The organism is Caballeronia sp. LZ065 (assembly GCF_031450975.1).
GTDB lineage: Bacteria > Pseudomonadota > Gammaproteobacteria > Burkholderiales > Burkholderiaceae > Caballeronia.
On record NZ_JARUXV010000004.1, the window covers coordinates 831008 to 847409 of the forward strand.

Here is a 16402-nt window from a genome sequence, read left to right on the forward strand (position 1 = left end):
GGCTACTCCTTCACGAACAGTTTGCGAGGCGTGTTGCAGAAGGTCTCGACGCCAGTGTCCGTAATCAGGATGCTCTCCGTGATTTCAAGGCCCCAGTCGTCGAGCCACAGCCCCGGCATGAAGTGAAACGTCATGCCGGGTTCGAGGACAGTCTTGTCCCCGGGACGCAGGCTCATGGTGCGCTCGCCCCAGTCGGGCGGATAGCTCGCGCCGATCGGATAGCCGCAGCGGCTGTCCTTCTCGATGCCGAAGCGCCTCAACACCGCGAAGAACGCATTGGCGATATCCTCGGTCCGGTTGCCCGGCTTCGCCATGGCAAGGCCCGCTTCGATCCCTTCGACCACCGCCTTCTCGCCTTCGATGAAATGCTGCGGCGGACGGCCCAGATACACCGTGCGCGAGAGCGGGCAGTGATAGCGCCTGAAGCAGCCGGCGATCTCGAAGAAGGTGCCGGCGTTCGCGGTGAAGACCGAGTCGTCCCAGGTCAGATGCGGCGCCGCCGCGTCCGATCCCGTGGGCAGCAGCGGCACGATCGCCGGATAGTCGCCGCCATGTCCTTCGACACCCGTGATGCCCGCTTCATAGATCTGCGCGACGAGATCGCTCTTCTTCATGCCGGGCTCGACCGCATCGAGAATGCGCGCATGCATCTTCTCGACGATGCGCGCCGCCACGCGCATGTATTCGATCTCGCGTGCCGACTTCACCGCGCGTTGCCAATTGACGAGCGCGGTGGCATCGACGAAACGCGCCTTCGGCAAGTGCTGCGTCAGCGACGCATAGGCCTTCGCGCTGAAGTAATAGTTGTCCATCTCCACGCCAATGCGCTTGCCATCCCAGCCGCGCGCGGCGATGACTTCGGCGCACAGGTAGTCCATCGGATGGCGCACGGTCGATTGCACGTAGTGATCCGGATAGCCGACGATATTCTCGTGCGCCATGAACACCGTGCGCTTCGCGCCGTTCGCATCCTGGCCGCGCCCGTACCACACGGGTTCACCGTCCATGGCCAGCAGCACGCACTGATGCACGTAGAACGACCAGCCGTCGTAGCCGGTGAGCCAGCCCATGTTGGTCGGATCGGTCACGATCAGCAGATCGATACCCGCCTGCTCCATGGCGCGCCGCGTCTTCGCGATGCGCGCGTCATATTCGCTGCGCTCGAACGGCAGGCGTACCACGGGCGCCGTGCCTTGCTTCTCTTGCGTGATCTCGGACATCGTCCCCTCTGTCAAGCGGTCACATCGTTGTGGAAAATGGTCCCTGCATGCGACGCCCGCGCGCGTTGCAGCGCAAGCGTCGCGATCGCCGTGTCCTGCGCGCCCGTGCCGGTCAGGTCGCACACGGTCACTTCATCATCGTTCGTGCGGCCGGTCGCCTGTTGCGCGATCACCTGCCCCAGTTCCGCAAAGCTTGCATCCGCGCCGATCACACCCGCCTCGATCGCGTGATGCAGTTCGCCCAGCACGCGCACCTGCTGCAAGCGGTCGCAGACGTAGCGCGCGTGCGCGAACACGTCCGGCGCGAGTTCGTTCTTGTGCTCGGCGTCCGAGCCCATCGCGGTGATGTGCAGGCCCGGATGAAGATCGCGCGCATGAATCAACGGCTCGCGGGACGGCGTCGTGGTGACGGCGATGTCCGCTTGCTTCAGCGCGTCGTGTACGCTGTCCGCGACCTCGCAGGGCAGTTCCGCGCAGTCACGCGCGAAACGCCCGGCGCTTGCCGCATCGCGTGCCCACACGGTGACGTGTTCGATCTCGCGCACCATCCGCAAAGCCTGCAATTGCAGACGCGCCTGCTCGCCCGCGCCGATGATCGCCACGCGCTTCGCATCCCGGCGCGCCAGCCAGCGCGCGGCCACCGCGCCCGCCGCGGCGGTGCGCACGGCGGTGAGATAGCCGTTGTCGAGCAGCACGGCTTCCGTGAGACCCGTCTGCGCGGACAACACCAGCATCAGGCCATTGAGACTTGCGAGCCCGAGCGACGGATTGTTGAAGAAACCCGGACTCACCTTGATCGCAAAGCTCGCAAAGCGCGGCAGATACGCGGTCTTCACATCGACTTCGCCGGCATGCTCGGGAATGTCGAGGCGCAGGATGGGCGGCATCGCGACCGCTTCCGTGGCAAGCGAACGGAACGCGGCTTCGACCTGCTCGATGGCGTCGCGATCGAGCGGCACGAGCTGGCGCAGTTGCGCCTGGCCCAGCAGCACGGTGGATCGATCGATGTAAGACATGATTCAGGCGGCTCCAATCAGACGGCGATGCGTTTCGATATCGATGTTGCTGCCGCTCACGACAATCACGATGGGTCCGCCACGAAGGGGCACCACGCCGTCGAGCAGCGCCGCGATGCCGACCGCCGCCGCGCCCTCCACGACGAGCCGTTCTTCGCGATAGGCATGAACGATGCCGCGCGCGATCGACATTTCATCGAGCAGCACGACTTCATCGATTAGCGCGCGCGTCATCGCGAAGGTATGCCGGTTATCGAGGCCGATGCCGCCACCGAGCGAATCGGCGAGCGTGTCGAGTTCATCGACGAAGACCGGTTCGCCCGCCGCGAGGCTCGCATGCATGGCTGCACCGCGCTCCATCGAGACGCCGATCAGTTTCGTGTCAGGTCGAATACTTTTTGCCGCGAAGGCCACGCCGCTGAACAAGCCGCCGCCTGACAGCGGCACGACGATGCTCGCCGCGTCGGGCAATGCTTCGAGGATTTCAAGTCCGATGGTGGCCTGCCCCGCAATCACACGCGGATCGTCGAAGGGCGGCACGAACACGTAGCCTTCCTCGCGCACCAGACGTTGCGCTTCGCGTTGCGCATCGTCCTGGCTCTTGCCCGAGATCACGACGCGCGCGCCGAGCGCGGCAACGGCTTCGACCTTGTTCTTCGGTACGAGCGATGACATGCACACGGCGGCTTCCATGCCGAGTTCGCGCGCGGCATGCGCGACGGCACGGCCATGATTGCCCGTTGAAGCGGTCACCACGCGCGTGCCGCCCGCTTCGGCCACTTGCGCCAGCGCGTTGGTCGCGCCGCGCAGCTTGAAGCTGCCGGTAGGTTGCAGCGTTTCGAGCTTCAGATGAACCGGCACGCCCGCGACGCGCGACAAGCTCAGCGAATGAACCAGCGGCGTGACGATCGCCCGCCCTTCAATGCGCTGGCGAGCGCGGTAGATATCGGCGAGCGTGAGTGAGGACATGTGATCCGGCTTGCATGGCGAGCTTCGATGCAGACCAGTCTAATGTCCTAAAAAATCCTTTTCGATTGTCCTAGTTCATTTAGTTGAAGTCGTGCACGTGCGGGAACTGGCCGAACACCTCACGCATCGTCTCGACGGCCGCGCGGAACGTACTCTCGCCCACTTCCGCGCCCACGCACAGACGCACGGCATTCGGCCGCACCGCGCCGCGCACGAGGAACGGATCCGGCGAAGTCACCGCAATATTGCGATTGCGCAGTTCACGCGTGATGCGCTCCGCCTCCCATTCGTCGGGCACGCGCAACCACACGGACAGCGCGTTCGGATGGCTGCCCAGCACGTAATCGCCGAGCACTTCGCGCACCACGCCCTGCCGCGCCGCCAGACGTTCGCGCTGGATCTGCACGAGCCGCGCCGCCGTGCCGTCCGTGATCCAGCGCGCGGTGACTTCCGCGATCGGCGAGGTCGCCATCCAGCAACTCACGCGCAACACGCTCTCCGCACGCAGCGCCAGCCGGCGCGGCACCGTCATGAAGCCCGTGCGCAGCCCGCTCAGCACCGACTTCGTCATGCTCGTGCAATAGAACGCCAGCTCCGGAATCAGGCTCGCGATGGGCGTCTGCGTCTTCGCGGGCAGCGCGCCGTAGACATCGTCCTCGATCACATACACGCCATAGCGCTCGGCAATCCGGGCGATGGCGCGGCGGCGTGAATCCGGCATCATCGCGACGGTGGGATTGTTGAGCGTCGGCGTGCAGACCAGCGCGCTCACGCGTTCGCTGTCGCACATCTCCTCGAAGTGTTCGGGGCGGATGCCGTGTTCGTCGAGTTCGAGCCCCTTCAGCGTGAACCCCAGCACGTTCGCCGAGCCGATCACGCCGTGATCCGTCAGGCTCTCGCACAGGACCGTGTCGCCGGGACCGACGATCGACGCCAGCGCCAGGAAGATGCTGTGCGCCACGCCGTTCGTGACCAGCAAGGTGTCGACGTGCGCCGGCATGTTGAGCGAGGCAAGCCATTCGACGCCCGCCTGGCGATGATTCTCGAAGCCCGCGATAGGCCGGAATGCGCGTATCCACGGCTGGTCCTCGATGGTCGAGAGCGTTGCGCAGACCTTGCGCCACATCGCGTCGTGCTCGGGGGTATGCACGATGCGCGCAATCGAGAAATCGACCACCGAGCGCTCGGCGGTATCGAGCATGTAGTTGGACATGGTCTCGGTCACGCGCGCCGCAACAAAGCTGCCACGCCCCACTTCGCAGCGGATCAGGCCCTGGCGCTCCAGTTCCTTGTAGGCATTGGTCACGGTCTGCACGCTGATTGAAAGATCGGCGGCGACTTCGCGCTGCGGCGGCAAACGTTCGCCCGATGCCAGCACACCGCTTTCGATATCGGCGGCCATGGCCTTCACCAGCCGCTTGTATTTGGACTGCACGCCCTGCACAGTGCGCACGGCGTCGCGCCATGTTTCGTTCACACGCGTTTCCTCACATCCGGGTTGGCAAACGGGTTGGCAAGCATGGCCATGCGCCATAGTGGCGCAAAAGCGCACCCGAAAATAATTGTCCTAGAGCAATCGGAACAAATATATGGCTTTGTATTCTGCGTTGGTGGCTGCGCGGTGAATTCCTTTCGACACCTCTGTGGCAAGGGTTTCCACGCACTCCCGCATGAATGCCCATCTCCGACCACGCTTGACGAACCACACTACGGAAACGATATGAAGACGAAGCGACTGTCTGGATTGCTGGCAGCGGCGTGTGTCGCGGCAACTGTCCTTGCCTCTGTTGCGACGAGCGCAAGCGCGGAAACCACGTTGCAGCGCATACAGCGCACGGGCGAGGTGCGCATCGGCTACGCCAACGAAACGCCCTTCGCCTACACGACGGCCGACGGCACCGTGACCGGCGAATCGCCCGAGATCGCGAAAAAGATCTTCGCCAAGCTCGGCGTGAAAAAGGTCGATGCGGTCCTGACCGAATGGGGCGCCTTGATTCCGGGCCTGAAGGCTGGCCGCTTCGACGTCATCGCGGCGGGCATGTACATCACGCCGGAGCGCTGCAAGCAGGTTGCGTTCGCCGATCCGCAGTACCAGATCCCCGACACGCTGCTGACGATGAAGGACAATCCGAAGAAGCTGCACAGCTATGCCGATGTCGCGAAGCAGCCCGACACGAAGCTCGCGGTCATGGCCGGCACGGCTGAACTCGGCTATGCGCGTCAGGCTGGCATCAAGGACGATCAGATCCTCCAGGTTCCGGACACGACCGCGCAATTGCAGGCCGTGCGCGCGCGCCGCGCCGATGCCGCAGTCGGTACGTCGCTGACCATGAAGGGCCTGGCATCGAAGGGCGGCCCGCAAGTCGAGGCCGTGAGCCAGTTCAACGACGATCCGAAGCACACGGGCTATGGCGCGCTTGCCTTCCGCCCGGAAGACACGGACCTGCGCGATGCCGTCAACAAGGAACTGCATCAATGGCTCGGCACGGACGATCATCTGAAGACCGTAGGGCCGTTCGGCTTCGACAAGTCCAATCTGACGACGAAGAAGGCGCCGGAGTTGTGCGCGGGCTGAAGCGCTTCCCGTCTGGCTGCGGCAATTCACATCGTTTCATCCACTCGCGAGGACCATCGTCATGAGTGACCTCAATGAGCTCCTGCCCCTGATGTGGAAGGGCACGCTCGTCACGATACAGATAGCCGTGGTCAGCATCCTGCTTGCCGTTGTCATGGCGAGCGTCGCTACCACGCTGCGCGCCGCGCCTTATCGCATCGTGCGGTGGGCCGGCAATGCATACGTGGAAGTGTTTCGCGGCACGTCACTGCTGGTGCAGCTGTTCTGGCTGTTCTTCGTACTGCCGCTGCCGCCCTTCGACCTGAAGCTGACGCCGTTCACGGTGGCTGTCGTCGGGCTGGGGCTGCACTACGGCGCGTATGGCTCGGAGATCCTGCGCGGCGCGCTGCGCTCGGTGCCCGGCGGCCAGTATGAAGCGGCGCTCGCGCTGAACCTGCCGGCATCCGCGCGGCTGCGTCGCATCATCCTGCCGCAAGCGATGATCAATGCGCTGCCGCCCGCCACCAACCTGATGATCGAGTTGCTCAAGGGGACCTCGCTCGTCTCGCTGATCACGCTCTCGGACCTGACGTTCCGCGCGCGCCAGCTCGACGAAGCAACCTTCAAGACAGCCGAGATCTTCGGCCTCACGCTGCTGATCTACTTCGTGCTCGCGCAGATCATTGTCGCGGTGATGCGCAGCTTCGAACGCCGCGTCAGCAGTCATGTCGCCGTTCGCAAGCCGGCGCGTGCGCTTCCGGGAGCCGCATCATGAATGCGCTCGGACAACTCTTCGATATCAAGTACGCGCTGCAGATCCTGCCTGAACTGGCGCGCGCGGCCACCTATACCATCGGCATCACGATCGTTGGCTTTGCCATCGCCCTCGTGCTGGGTCTCGTGCTCGCGATCCTGCGACGCAGCGAGATCGCCGCCGTATCGCGGCCCACCGCGCTGTTCATCGAGTTCATCCGCAGCACGCCGCTGCTGATCGAGGTGTACGTACTCTTCTACGTCGCGCCGCTCTACGGGCTCACGATGTCCGCGCTGACCGCGGGCACCATCGGCATCGCGGTGCATTACGCGTGCTATGTGTCCGAGGTCTATCGCGCGGGCCTCAACGGCGTGGCGCGCGGCCAATGGGAAGCCTCGTGTGCGCTGTCGCTCTCGCCGTGGCGCACCTATGCCGGCGTGATCCTGCCACAAGCAATTCGTCCGGTTATTCCCGCGCTCGGCAACTATCTCGTCGCCATGTTCAAGGACACGCCGGTGCTGTCGGCCATCACGGTGGTCGAACTGATGCAACAGGCCAAGAACCTCGGCTCCGAAACCTTCCGCTATCTCGAACCGATCACGATGACCGGGATCTTCTTCCTCATCATCAGCGTGACGTTCGCCTCGGGCGTGCGTCATCTCGAACGGCGCGTGAGGCTGCCATGACCGCAACTCATCTTCAGGAGCAGCAGATGAAACGTGATCTCGATCCCGCGCTCGGCGCGGCCGCCGAAGTCCGCGCGAACGTCCCGATGGTGCGCTTTCGCAACGTGACCAAACGCTATGGCGCGCTGACCGTGCTGGACGGCCTCGATCTCGATGTCGCGCGCAACGAGAAGGTGGCGATCATCGGGCCGAGCGGCTCGGGCAAGTCCACGCTGCTGCGCGTGTTGATGACGCTCGATCCGCTCACCGACGGCGTCATCGAAGTGGACGGCGAGCCGCTCACGCATGAACGGCGCGGGGGCGCGCTCGTGGCTGCTTCGCCGCGCCATGTGCGGCAGGTGCGCAGCAAGATCGGCATGGTGTTCCAGAGCTTCAACCTGTTTCCACACATGACGGCGCTCGCGAACACCATCGAGGCGCCCATGAGCGTGCTCGGCCTCTCGAAGAAGGAAGCCACCGAACGCGCCCGCGAGCTGCTCTCGCTGGTCGGACTCGCCGACAAGAACAATCACTATCCATCGCAGTTGTCGGGCGGTCAGCAGCAGCGCGTCGCGATTGCGCGTGCGCTCGCCATGCGGCCGCAAGTCATGTTGTTCGACGAAGTGACCTCGGCGCTCGATCCCGAACTGTGCGGCGAAGTGCTCAACGTGATCCGTCGGCTTGGCGAGGAGCACAATCTGACCATGTTGATGGTGACGCACCAGATGGGCTTCGCGAAGGAATTCGCCGATCGCGTGTGCTTTTTCTCGCAAGGGAAGATCATCGAACAGGCGCCGCCGCAGCAGTTCTTCTCCGCGCCGCAGCATGAGCGCACACGGCAGTTCTTGCGGGCGGTGACCGAAGCGCTATAACGCGCCCAAGCGGTCCGCGAATTGCTTCGCGCTCTCCAAACGCAAAACGTGCTTTGATGCTCGAAGCTACCGGAGAGTGCGATGTCCCCCATTCAGCATAAGGTTGCGCGTGTCACGGAAGTATCCGCCGACCGCGGCAAGCGCGTCTGCATCAAAGGAAGCGAGCCGGACGCGAAGGAAACGCCCATCTTGCTGGTGCGCGACGGCGACGAGATACGCGCCTATACCGCCGAATGTCCGCATGCAGGCGGGCCGCTCGACGAAGGCGCGATCTGCAACGGCCGTATCGTATGTCCATGGCACAAGGGCACGTTCGAAGTACGCGACGGCAGTCTCGTTGAACCGCCCGCGCTCAAGTCGCTGACCCGCTATGAAGCCACCATAAGCGACGGCGATGTCTATGTTGCACTGCCCGCCATCGATAGCAACGAGGCTGCATCGAAAGCGCAGACGAATGCGCGGACCATGCTTGTCGTCGGCGCAGGTGCAGCCGGCGCCGCTGCATGCGCCGCGCTTCGCGAGGCCGGCTTCGACGGCCGCTTGGTCCTCGCGGGCGGCGACGCGCGCGAGCCCTACGATCGCACGTCGCTGAGCAAGTTCACGCTCGCGGGCGACATGCCGCCAGACGACGTGCCGCCCCTGCTTGACACGGATTTCTTCGAGAAGCATGACATCGAGCGGATCGAGTCGGATGTCATGCATCTGGACGCCCGCGCGCGGCACGCCGATTTCGTCGACGGCAAGAAGCGCGACTATGACGCCGCGCTCATCTGCACAGGCGGCGTGCCCAAGCCGCTGGCAATGCCCGGCGCGAATCTTGACCATGTCCACCTGCTGCGCACGCGCGAGGATGCACGCGCCATCCTGGCCTCGCTCGAAGGACACAAGCGCGCGGTGATCGTGGGGGCGAGTTTCATCGGACTCGAAGCGGCGTCGTGCCTGAGGAAGCGCGGCGTGGACGTGACGGTTGTCGCGCCCGGCAAGGTGCCCTTCGCGAAGCAGTTCGGCGAACGCATCGGCGACATGTTCAGGAAACTGCATGAGAAGAACGGCGTGGCGTTTCACATGAATGCACGCGTGAGTTCGCTCGTCGGTGGCAATGCGGTGCGCGAAGTGATGCTCGATTCCGGCGAGAAGATCGCGGCCGACATCGTCATCGCGGGAACCGGCGTCGAGCCCGCCACCCAGTTCCTGTCAGGTGTCGCGCGCAACGAGGACGGCAGCCTCTCCGTCGATCCAGCCATGCTTGCCGCACCCAACCTTTATGCCGCCGGCGATATCGCGCAGTTTCCGCTGCCGCGCTCGGGGCAATCCGTGCGTATCGAACACTGGCGCGTCGCGCAGCAGCATGCGCGCGTCGCCGCTTACAACATGGCGGGACAGCCACGCGAATATGACGGCGTGCCGTATTTCTGGACCTTCCACTACGACAAGACCTTCGACTATCTCGGGCATGTGACCGAACCGGACAGTGTAGAGATAGACGGCGAACTCGACGCCCAGCACTTCATCGCCTTCCTGATGAAGGATTCGCACGTGGGCGCGGTGGTGGCCTGCGAACACGATGCAGCCGTGTGCAGGCTCGCCGAAGCGATGCGCGAACCGCTCACGCTGGAAGAGGCGCGGCGCATCGCGCAGGGCTGACGCGACGAAAAGGAACAGGAACCTCACATGGCCACCGCTGGAAAATCGTCGAAGACGCCTCGGCGCAAGTCGGGCGGCAGCAAGCGCCCGAGCACGCGGCAGCGTCATTCGCTTGCCACTGCCCGCAAGAAGCCCGCGCGCTCGACTCACCGCTGGTCCCATCACGTCATGGAGACCAGCGACGCGATGGATATCCAGCGCGACATCTTCACGACCGGCAATGCGCAGGAAATCGCCGATTCGCTCAAGCGATCCTCCACGCACAGCACGCGTCGCAAGGGTTCGCCTTTCCAGTCGGCGATGTCGATGCTGAACTTCTACATCAATCGTGCGGGACGCAATCTGCCGAAGTCGCGCAAGAGCACGCTGGAGCGCGCGAAGAAGCGGCTGCGCGAAGCGTTCGGACGCAAGCCCTGAAGCGCGCGGCTACGTGTAGTACATAGTCGCCCGCCTCGAACCGCTCAAGGTTGCCGCTGACCACCCTGATGCTGCGGCAGCGGCTGGTTCTGCTGACGCTGACCGCTTTGATTGTCCTGCTGTGGTTGTGCGGGTGGCGGCGTCTGCTGGCCATGTTGACGCTGTGTCGGGTCCGACGGCTGATTGCCCATCTGCTTTTGCTTGTCGCTCATGAAGCCCTCCTGCGCTCTTTGACTGAACCTCAGTGCGGCCCCAAAGCCGCTCACAGCATTCAGCATCGCGCATACCCGGACGAGGCAAGGAACGCCGCTTGCTCGCAGTGCACGTGTCATGCGCGAGCAATGCCGCCCGCGCACGTTCAGCCCAGGAGACGGCGATGGCCCAGCAACCTCCTCTCAATCCCGGCGACGAAGCCGAAGCCGGCGCACCCGGCTCAGGCGAGGATCTGTGTCCGGACTGCAACGGCTCCGGCAAGCTCGACGGTTCGACGTGCACCACCTGCGGCGGAACCGGCAAGGTAACGCAGGGCATCGGCGGCGGCTGAGCGCCTCGAAGACTGCGCTCGTCACACCTCAGGAGTCAGGCTTGAAGAAACCAGCACAACATCTCGCGTGCGTTGCCGCAGGCGTGTCGATGCTCGCATGCGGCAGCGCCTTCGCGGCAGACTACGCCGCCGGCTTCGGCCCCGATCCGGAATTGCCCGCGCCGCACAAGAGTTTGATGCCGACCGTGAACATCGCCCCAGCCAAGCCGTGGCAAGCGGGAGAAAAGCCAGAGGCGGCGCAAGGCTTCCAGGTGACCGCGTTCGCGAGCCAGCTCGATCATCCGCGCTGGCTCGCCACGCTGCCCAATGGCGACGTGCTGGTCGCGGAAAGCAATGCGCCCGCGCAGCACGACGAAAACGCCGGCATCAAGGGCTTCGTGATGAAGAAGGTGCAGAAGCGCGCGGGGGCGGGCGTCGCGAGTCCGGACCGCATCGTGTTGCTGCGCGATACCGACGGCGACGGCGTCGCCGACACCCGGACCGTGTTCATCGACAAGCTGCATTCGCCGTTCGGCATGGCGCTCATCGGTGACGAGCTCTATGTCGCGGACACCGACGCGATCATGCGCTTCAAGTACGAGCCCGGCATGACGCAGATCACCACGCCCGGCGAGAAGTTCATGGATCTGCCCGCCGGCGAAATCAATCATCACTGGACCAAGAACATCATTGCGAGCCGCGACGGCAAGAAGCTCTATGTGACCGTCGGCTCGAACAGCAACGCGGCGGAGAATGGCATCGATGCCGAGAACGGCCGCGCGCAAATCATGGAGGTGGACATCGCGACCAGGCAGTCGCGGCCGTTCGCCACCGGTCTGCGCAATCCGAACGGCATGTCATGGCAACCGCAGAGCGGCGCGCTGTGGACGGTCGTGAACGAACGCGACGAACTGGGCAACGAGCTCGTCCCCGACTATCTCACCTCGGTGAAGGACGGCGCGTTCTATGGCTGGCCCTACAGCTATTACGGCCAGCATGTCGATGAACGCGTGAAGCCGCAGCGCGCGGATCTCGTGCAGTCCGCGATACTCCCCGACTACGCGGTCGGCGCGCATACCGCATCGCTCGGCCTGACGTTCTACGACGGCAGCGCCTTCCCGGAGCGCTATCGCAATGGCGCGTTCATCGGCCAGCATGGCTCGTGGAACCGCAAGCCCCGCAGCGGCTACAAGGTCGTCTTCGTGCCCTTCCAGGACGGCAAGCCCTCGGGTCCACCGGAAGACATTCTCACCGGCTTCGTGTCGTCGGATGGCCATGCGCGCGGACGGCCCGTCGGCGTGGCGGTGGATCATGCGGGCGGCCTGCTCGTCGCCGATGATGTCGGCAACGCCGTGTGGCGCGTCGCGCCCGCCGGGAAGCCGCAGTAGATGGCCGCTTCCAGGTCCCAACCCAAGCCCAGGCCCAAACGCGGACCGGGCAGCCTGTTCGCGCTCGCGGAGCGGCAGATCGTCGGGCTCTATGACGCCGGCGTGATGTCGCCCGCCGTGCTGCATCATCTCGTCGCGGCCTATGCGGAGAGCGGTATCGACTGGAACGGGGACGGCACGCTGCGCACCGTGGACGGCCATGGCGTGCAGGAAGCGGTGGTCATCGTGATGATGCCGGGACGCGCGCTGAAGACGGCGCGCAAGGACTTCATTTCGGTGGTCGAGCATCTCGCCGGCGCTTCGTCAGTTGCGGAACAGGCCGACGATGCACCCGATGACGAAGATCTACTCAGCCAACTGAGCGGCGACGGCACGCGCTCGTCCACGCGCGCGGCAAAGAAAACCGGGTCTCCGTCGAAACGGGCCGGCTTCAATCCGCTAGTCGGCGCGCGCTCGGTGCCGGGCCATGGCAAACGCTGAACTTCAAAAGCGGTCAATGCGCCACGCCCGGCGCGATCAGTTCGAGCAGATCGTCCATGTCGAACGGCTTCGCGAGGATCGGCACGCCGAGGTGCTTCGCGCGTTCGAGTTCATCGGCGTAACCGGTCATCAGGATCAGCTTCTGCGCCGGCAGCCGCTTCGTGATCTGCTCGGCCAGGTCGATGCCGTTCATGCGGCCCGGCATCTGCACGTCGGTCAGCACGAGATCGAAGCCATAGCCCTCGCCCAGCAACGTGAAAGCGCCATCGGCGCTGTCCTCGTGATGCACCGCGCAGCCGAACACTTCGAGTACGGCCATCACGCCGGCCGCTACATCCTGGTTGTCCTCGACCAGCAGCACCGACGTGCCGCGCAGCGGATGCGCCTCGTCATTGGCGTCGGTGGTTGAGCGGGCCGCGGGCAACAGCGGTTCGATCTCGGTCTCCGGCGGCATGTAGGCCTTCGACGCGACCGGCGCCGGCCCGTGATGGCGCGGAAGGTACAGTCGAACCGTCGTCCCCGATCCCGCCACGCTGGTGATGCGCGCGGTGCCCCCGGCCTGTTCGCAGGCCGCCAGCACCTGCACCAGACCGAGGCCCGTGCCCATGCCACGGACTTTCGTCGTGAAGAGCGGCTCGAAGGCGCGCCGCAGCGTCTCCTCGTTCATGCCTTCGCCGTTGTCCGTGATCGAGATCAGCAGATACTCGCCATCCGGGATATCGGTTTCGGCGCCCCGCACCCGCGCGTTCTGGCAGCGGATCAGCACGCGCCCGCCATGCGGCATCGCCTCGCTGGCGTTGACCGCGACATTCACGAGCGCCAGTTCGAGTTCCACCGGATCGGCCGACACCCTCCACAAATCGGGCGACAGTTCGAGCGTCACCGACACCGACGGATGCACCGAAGTCTTCACGAGGCCGAGCAGGTTGCGCAGCCAGGCCGCCGGTTCGATCAGTTCCTGCTTGAGCGGCTGCTTGCGCGCGACGCTCATCAGGCGCCGCGCCAGCGATTCGGCGCCGGAAGTGGCGCGCTCGACCGCCAGCACCTCCGGCTCGACGCCGTTGAAATGCTTGCGCCGCGCCAGTTCCATGTTCGACGACACCACCATCAGCAGGTTATTGAAGTCGTGCGCGACGTTGGCGACGAGGTTGCCGAGCGCGCCCATGCGGCGCAACTGGCGGCTCGACGCCTCGATGGACAGCCGGGTGGCCACCTCCGCGCGCCAGCGTTCCCACGCGGCCTGTTCGGCGTTCAGGCGGCGAATGGAGAACAGGATCAGCAGCCAGACGGCGATACACGGCCCCAGCGCGGCCGCCGCCGCGAGCGCCAGGCCGTTGAGCCAGTTCGCGTAAATCGCGGAGACCGCATAGCCCACGGCGACATAGAGCGGGTAGTCGCCCACGCGGCGGAAGGCCAGCAGCCGCTCGACGTGATCGACGCTCGACTGCACGCGCATCCGGCCATACAGCTCGTTATTGCGGAAGGCGTTCGTAAAGGGTGTGTTGGAGGCGGGCTCGGCGTCGTCCGGCTTGGCGGGATAGCGCGCGAGAATGCCGCCGTCGCGCCGGTACAGCCCCACCACGGCCGCCTGATCGCCGCCGACGAGCTCGTGATAAAAGTCGACGAAATAGCCCCGCTTCACCGCGATTGACACCACGCCGAGAAAGCGTCCATTGCTGGCGATGCGGCCCATGGTCGTGGTGAAGACATCCGAACGCGCCACCTTGCCGCGCAAGGGCAAGGAAAAGTACGTAACAGGCGCCACGGAGCGCGCGGACTGGAAGTCGTCGCGCTCGGCAATCGAGACGGGCGGCGCCGGGAAATAACGGCTGTTCACGAGCAGGTTGCCATGCTCGCCGAACACGGAGATGGCCGCGATCTGCGCGAGCGTGCTGTCCATCTCGTCGAGCGTGTGATGGAGCGAGGCCTCGCGGCCACGGATGGCGTCGTCGTTGCTGTCGCCGAGCAGATCGACGATGCGGGTTTCGAGTTGCTGATTCAGGTCGATGACCTTCAGCGCATGTTCGTCCGCCACGCGCGTCAGGCGCTCGGTGAAGTCTTCCGCGTCGGCGAAGCGGCGCTGCAGGTCGTAGTAGCCGTACAGGGCCAGGCATGCCAGCGGAATGACGATCGACGCGGCCAGCACGAGCAACAGCATCTTTCGCGTTGAAGCGAAATTGCGTGCGGGCAGCGGCAGATCGTATGTCGCGGTCTCGGTGGAGTCCAAGCGTCGCGCCTCCGGGGATGTCGACCGATATATCGTAACCGGCGCGCGCTCGAGACGGCACAAGATCCTGAAAGACGCCGGGCGGGGCATTCTCTGTCAATGCCCGAGGCCCGTCAATCGGCGCGCCTGTGTTGCGTCGCGCCACACGCGAAGAGGCGACAAAGGCGAGTCAGCCCGCCAGATCCCGCTCCGGGGTCGCCGAGATGCGATGGATGGCCAGATCAGCGCCGTTGAACTCCTCCTCGCGATCCAGCCGCAGCCCCACGGTCAGCTTGATTGCGCCATAGACGGCCGCGCCGCCGGCCAGCGCGAGCGCCACCGCGCCCACCGTGCCGATCACTTGCGACACGATCGACACCTCGCCGATACCGCCGAACGCCTTCTGCCCGAAGATGCCCGCCGCGATGCCGCCCCACGCGCCGCACATGCCATGCAGCGGCCACACGCCGAGCACGTCGTCGATGCGCCAGCGGTTCTGCACGCACGTGAACATCTGCACGAACAGCACGCCCGCGATCGCGCCGACGATCAGCGCGCCGAGCGGATGCATCAGATCCGAGCCCGCGCACACGGCGACCAGGCCCGCGAGCGGTCCGTTATAGGTGAAGCCCGGATCGTTGCGGCCCGCGAACCAGGCAGCGAGCGTGCCGCCGACCATCGCCATCAGCGAGTTGACCGCGACGAGGCCGCTGATCTTGTCGACAGTCTGCGCGCTCATCACGTTGAAGCCGAACCAGCCGACCGCCAGCACCCATGCGCCCAACGCGAGGAAGGGAATCGACGAGGGCGGATGCGCGGCGATGCGCCCGTCCTTGTGATAACGCCCATGACGCGGCCCGAGCAGCACGACAGCGGGCAGCGCGACCCAGCCGCCGAACGCATGCACGACCACCGAGCCCGCGAAGTCGTGGAACGGCGCGCCGAAGGCCTGCGCGAGCCAGGCCTGGATGCCGAAGCGCTCGTTCCACGCGACGCCTTCGAGCAGCGGATACAGGAAGCCGACGATCACGCAAGTCGCGAAGAGTTGCGGATTGAACTTGGAGCGTTCGGCGATGCCGCCGGAGACGATCGCCGGGATCGCGGCCGCGAAGGTCAGCAGGAAGAAAAAGCGCACGAGCGCATAGCCGTTGTGTTCGGCAAGGATATCGGCGCTGTGCATGAACTGCACGCCATACGCGATGTTGTAGCCGATGAAGAAGTACGCGAGCGTCGAGACGGCGAAGTCCACCAGGATCTTGACCAGCGCGTTCACCTGATTCTCGCGCCGGACCGTGCCGAGTTCGAGGAAGGCGAAGCCTGCGTGCATCGCAAGCACCATCGCGGCGCCAAGCAGCAGGAAGAGTGTGTTGGTACCGGACTGAAGTGCCTGCATAGTCGAGCGGACGAAATGACGAAAGGCGCTCAATTTGCAAGTTTCGGGCCAAGTTGGCGCATGGAGCATCGAAACGGTGCGTATGCGTTGCTCGCAGGCGAACAAGGTGGTGCGGCGTGCGCCTTGAACGGTCATCCGGCATGGCTCGAACTTGGTGCAATGCGCTCTCATGTCGCATGACGCGCACCGATTTCGTGCTCATCTTTCAGCATGAAGGCCAGTGAAGGATTATTGAAAGTACTGTATCAAAGCGTTCGGCATGGTCGAGCCGCGAGTATCCTGAAAGCGCGCGGCAACGTTC

Annotated in this window: 16 protein-coding genes; 9 read left to right on the top strand and 7 right to left on the bottom strand. The window is 64.8% G+C overall.

Going from position 1 to position 16402, the window contains the following annotated elements; translation table 11 throughout:
- Nucleotides 1–2: 2 nt before the first annotated feature.
- From doeA to QCE63_RS30370, 4 genes are all read right to left on the bottom strand, one after another.
- The gene (gene doeA / locus QCE63_RS30355) at nt 3–1220 is read right to left on the bottom strand and encodes an ectoine hydrolase DoeA (RefSeq protein ID WP_309838216.1); all 1218 of its coding nucleotides are present in this window, start codon (nt 1218–1220) and stop codon (nt 3–5) included.
- Between the two features lie 11 nt (nt 1221–1231).
- Nucleotides 1232–2236 carry a cyclodeaminase gene (locus QCE63_RS30360; protein ID WP_309838217.1) on the bottom strand — a complete coding sequence of 335 codons (1005 nt, stop codon included), beginning with the start codon at nt 2234–2236 and terminating at the stop codon, nt 1232–1234.
- Nucleotides 2237–2239: 3 nt separating this feature from the next.
- Nucleotides 2240–3205 (bottom strand): hydroxyectoine utilization dehydratase EutB, encoded by a 966-nt coding sequence (gene eutB / locus QCE63_RS30365; RefSeq protein WP_309838218.1) that lies wholly within the window; start codon nt 3203–3205, stop codon nt 2240–2242.
- A 79-nt stretch (nt 3206–3284) separates the two neighbouring features.
- Nucleotides 3285–4682 carry a PLP-dependent aminotransferase family protein gene (locus tag QCE63_RS30370; RefSeq protein ID WP_309838219.1) on the bottom strand — a complete coding sequence of 466 codons (1398 nt, stop codon included), beginning with the start codon at nt 4680–4682 and terminating at the stop codon, nt 3285–3287.
- A 243-nt stretch (nt 4683–4925) separates the two neighbouring features.
- Between QCE63_RS30370 and ehuB the strand changes: the two genes are divergently transcribed.
- From ehuB to QCE63_RS30400, 6 genes are all read left to right on the top strand, one after another.
- The gene (gene ehuB, locus QCE63_RS30375) at nt 4926–5780 is read left to right on the top strand and encodes an ectoine/hydroxyectoine ABC transporter substrate-binding protein EhuB (protein WP_309838220.1); all 855 of its coding nucleotides are present in this window, start codon (nt 4926–4928) and stop codon (nt 5778–5780) included.
- Nucleotides 5781–5841: 61 nt separating this feature from the next.
- The gene (ehuC, locus tag QCE63_RS30380) at nt 5842–6534 is read left to right on the top strand and encodes an ectoine/hydroxyectoine ABC transporter permease subunit EhuC (protein WP_309838221.1); all 693 of its coding nucleotides are present in this window, start codon (nt 5842–5844) and stop codon (nt 6532–6534) included.
- Nucleotides 6531–7199, top strand: coding sequence for an ectoine/hydroxyectoine ABC transporter permease subunit EhuD (gene ehuD, locus QCE63_RS30385; RefSeq protein ID WP_309838222.1), 669 nt, complete (start codon nt 6531–6533; stop codon nt 7197–7199). The genes ehuC and ehuD overlap by 4 nt, the downstream gene beginning before the upstream one ends.
- A gap of 26 nt (nt 7200–7225) precedes the next feature.
- Complete coding sequence (gene ehuA / locus QCE63_RS30390; RefSeq protein WP_309838223.1) at nt 7226–8050, top strand: ectoine/hydroxyectoine ABC transporter ATP-binding protein EhuA; 825 nt, start codon at nt 7226–7228, stop codon at nt 8048–8050.
- A gap of 81 nt (nt 8051–8131) precedes the next feature.
- A complete protein-coding gene (locus tag QCE63_RS30395) occupies nt 8132–9694 on the top strand; it encodes an FAD-dependent oxidoreductase (protein ID WP_309838224.1) in 1563 nt (520 codons plus the stop codon).
- Nucleotides 9695–9721: 27 nt separating this feature from the next.
- The gene (locus QCE63_RS30400; RefSeq protein WP_309838225.1) at nt 9722–10111 is read left to right on the top strand and encodes a DUF3175 domain-containing protein; all 390 of its coding nucleotides are present in this window, start codon (nt 9722–9724) and stop codon (nt 10109–10111) included.
- Between the two features lie 44 nt (nt 10112–10155).
- Here QCE63_RS30400 and QCE63_RS30405 read toward each other — a convergent pair whose 3' ends face one another.
- Nucleotides 10156–10323, bottom strand: coding sequence for a hypothetical protein (locus tag QCE63_RS30405; RefSeq protein WP_309838226.1), 168 nt, complete (start codon nt 10321–10323; stop codon nt 10156–10158).
- 164 nt (nt 10324–10487) lie between these two features.
- Between QCE63_RS30405 and QCE63_RS30410 the strand changes: the two genes are divergently transcribed.
- From QCE63_RS30410 to QCE63_RS30420, 3 genes are all read left to right on the top strand, one after another.
- Nucleotides 10488–10655 carry a hypothetical protein gene (locus QCE63_RS30410; RefSeq protein WP_309838227.1) on the top strand — a complete coding sequence of 56 codons (168 nt, stop codon included), beginning with the start codon at nt 10488–10490 and terminating at the stop codon, nt 10653–10655.
- Between the two features lie 89 nt (nt 10656–10744).
- Complete coding sequence (locus QCE63_RS30415; RefSeq protein ID WP_309839339.1) at nt 10745–12022, top strand: sorbosone dehydrogenase family protein; 1278 nt, start codon at nt 10745–10747, stop codon at nt 12020–12022.
- Nucleotides 12023–12502 (top strand): hypothetical protein, encoded by a 480-nt coding sequence (locus tag QCE63_RS30420; protein WP_309838228.1) that lies wholly within the window; start codon nt 12023–12025, stop codon nt 12500–12502.
- A 13-nt stretch (nt 12503–12515) separates the two neighbouring features.
- On the opposite strand, the gene QCE63_RS30425 is transcribed toward QCE63_RS30420, so the two are convergent.
- On the bottom strand, nt 12516–14729 hold the full coding sequence (locus tag QCE63_RS30425; protein ID WP_309838229.1) for an ATP-binding protein: 2214 nt from the start codon (nt 14727–14729) through the stop codon (nt 12516–12518).
- A 169-nt stretch (nt 14730–14898) separates the two neighbouring features.
- Complete coding sequence (locus tag QCE63_RS30430) at nt 14899–16101, bottom strand: ammonium transporter (RefSeq protein WP_309838230.1); 1203 nt, start codon at nt 16099–16101, stop codon at nt 14899–14901.
- Between the last annotated feature and the right edge of the window lie 301 nt (nt 16102–16402).

Bases quoted from the DNA above. Each gene is read 5' to 3' on its own strand.
- doeA (WP_309838216.1), bottom strand. From the start codon at position 1,220: ATGTCCGAGATCACGCAAGAGAAGCAAGGCACGGCGCCCGTGGTACGC.
- QCE63_RS30360 (WP_309838217.1), bottom strand. From the start codon at position 2,236: ATGTCTTACATCGATCGATCCACCGTGCTGCTGGGCCAGGCGCAACTG.
- eutB (WP_309838218.1), bottom strand. From the start codon at position 3,205: ATGTCCTCACTCACGCTCGCCGATATCTACCGCGCTCGCCAGCGCATT.
- ehuB (WP_309838220.1), top strand. From the start codon at position 4,926: ATGAAGACGAAGCGACTGTCTGGATTGCTGGCAGCGGCGTGTGTCGCG.
- ehuC (WP_309838221.1), top strand. From the start codon at position 5,842: ATGAGTGACCTCAATGAGCTCCTGCCCCTGATGTGGAAGGGCACGCTC.
- ehuD (WP_309838222.1), top strand. From the start codon at position 6,531: ATGAATGCGCTCGGACAACTCTTCGATATCAAGTACGCGCTGCAGATC.
- ehuA (WP_309838223.1), top strand. From the start codon at position 7,226: ATGAAACGTGATCTCGATCCCGCGCTCGGCGCGGCCGCCGAAGTCCGC.
- QCE63_RS30395 (WP_309838224.1), top strand. From the start codon at position 8,132: ATGTCCCCCATTCAGCATAAGGTTGCGCGTGTCACGGAAGTATCCGCC.
- QCE63_RS30400 (WP_309838225.1), top strand. From the start codon at position 9,722: ATGGCCACCGCTGGAAAATCGTCGAAGACGCCTCGGCGCAAGTCGGGC.
- QCE63_RS30405 (WP_309838226.1), bottom strand. From the start codon at position 10,323: ATGAGCGACAAGCAAAAGCAGATGGGCAATCAGCCGTCGGACCCGACA.
- QCE63_RS30410 (WP_309838227.1), top strand. From the start codon at position 10,488: ATGGCCCAGCAACCTCCTCTCAATCCCGGCGACGAAGCCGAAGCCGGC.
- QCE63_RS30415 (WP_309839339.1), top strand. From the start codon at position 10,745: ATGCTCGCATGCGGCAGCGCCTTCGCGGCAGACTACGCCGCCGGCTTC.
- QCE63_RS30420 (WP_309838228.1), top strand. From the start codon at position 12,023: ATGGCCGCTTCCAGGTCCCAACCCAAGCCCAGGCCCAAACGCGGACCG.
- QCE63_RS30430 (WP_309838230.1), bottom strand. From the start codon at position 16,101: ATGCAGGCACTTCAGTCCGGTACCAACACACTCTTCCTGCTGCTTGGC.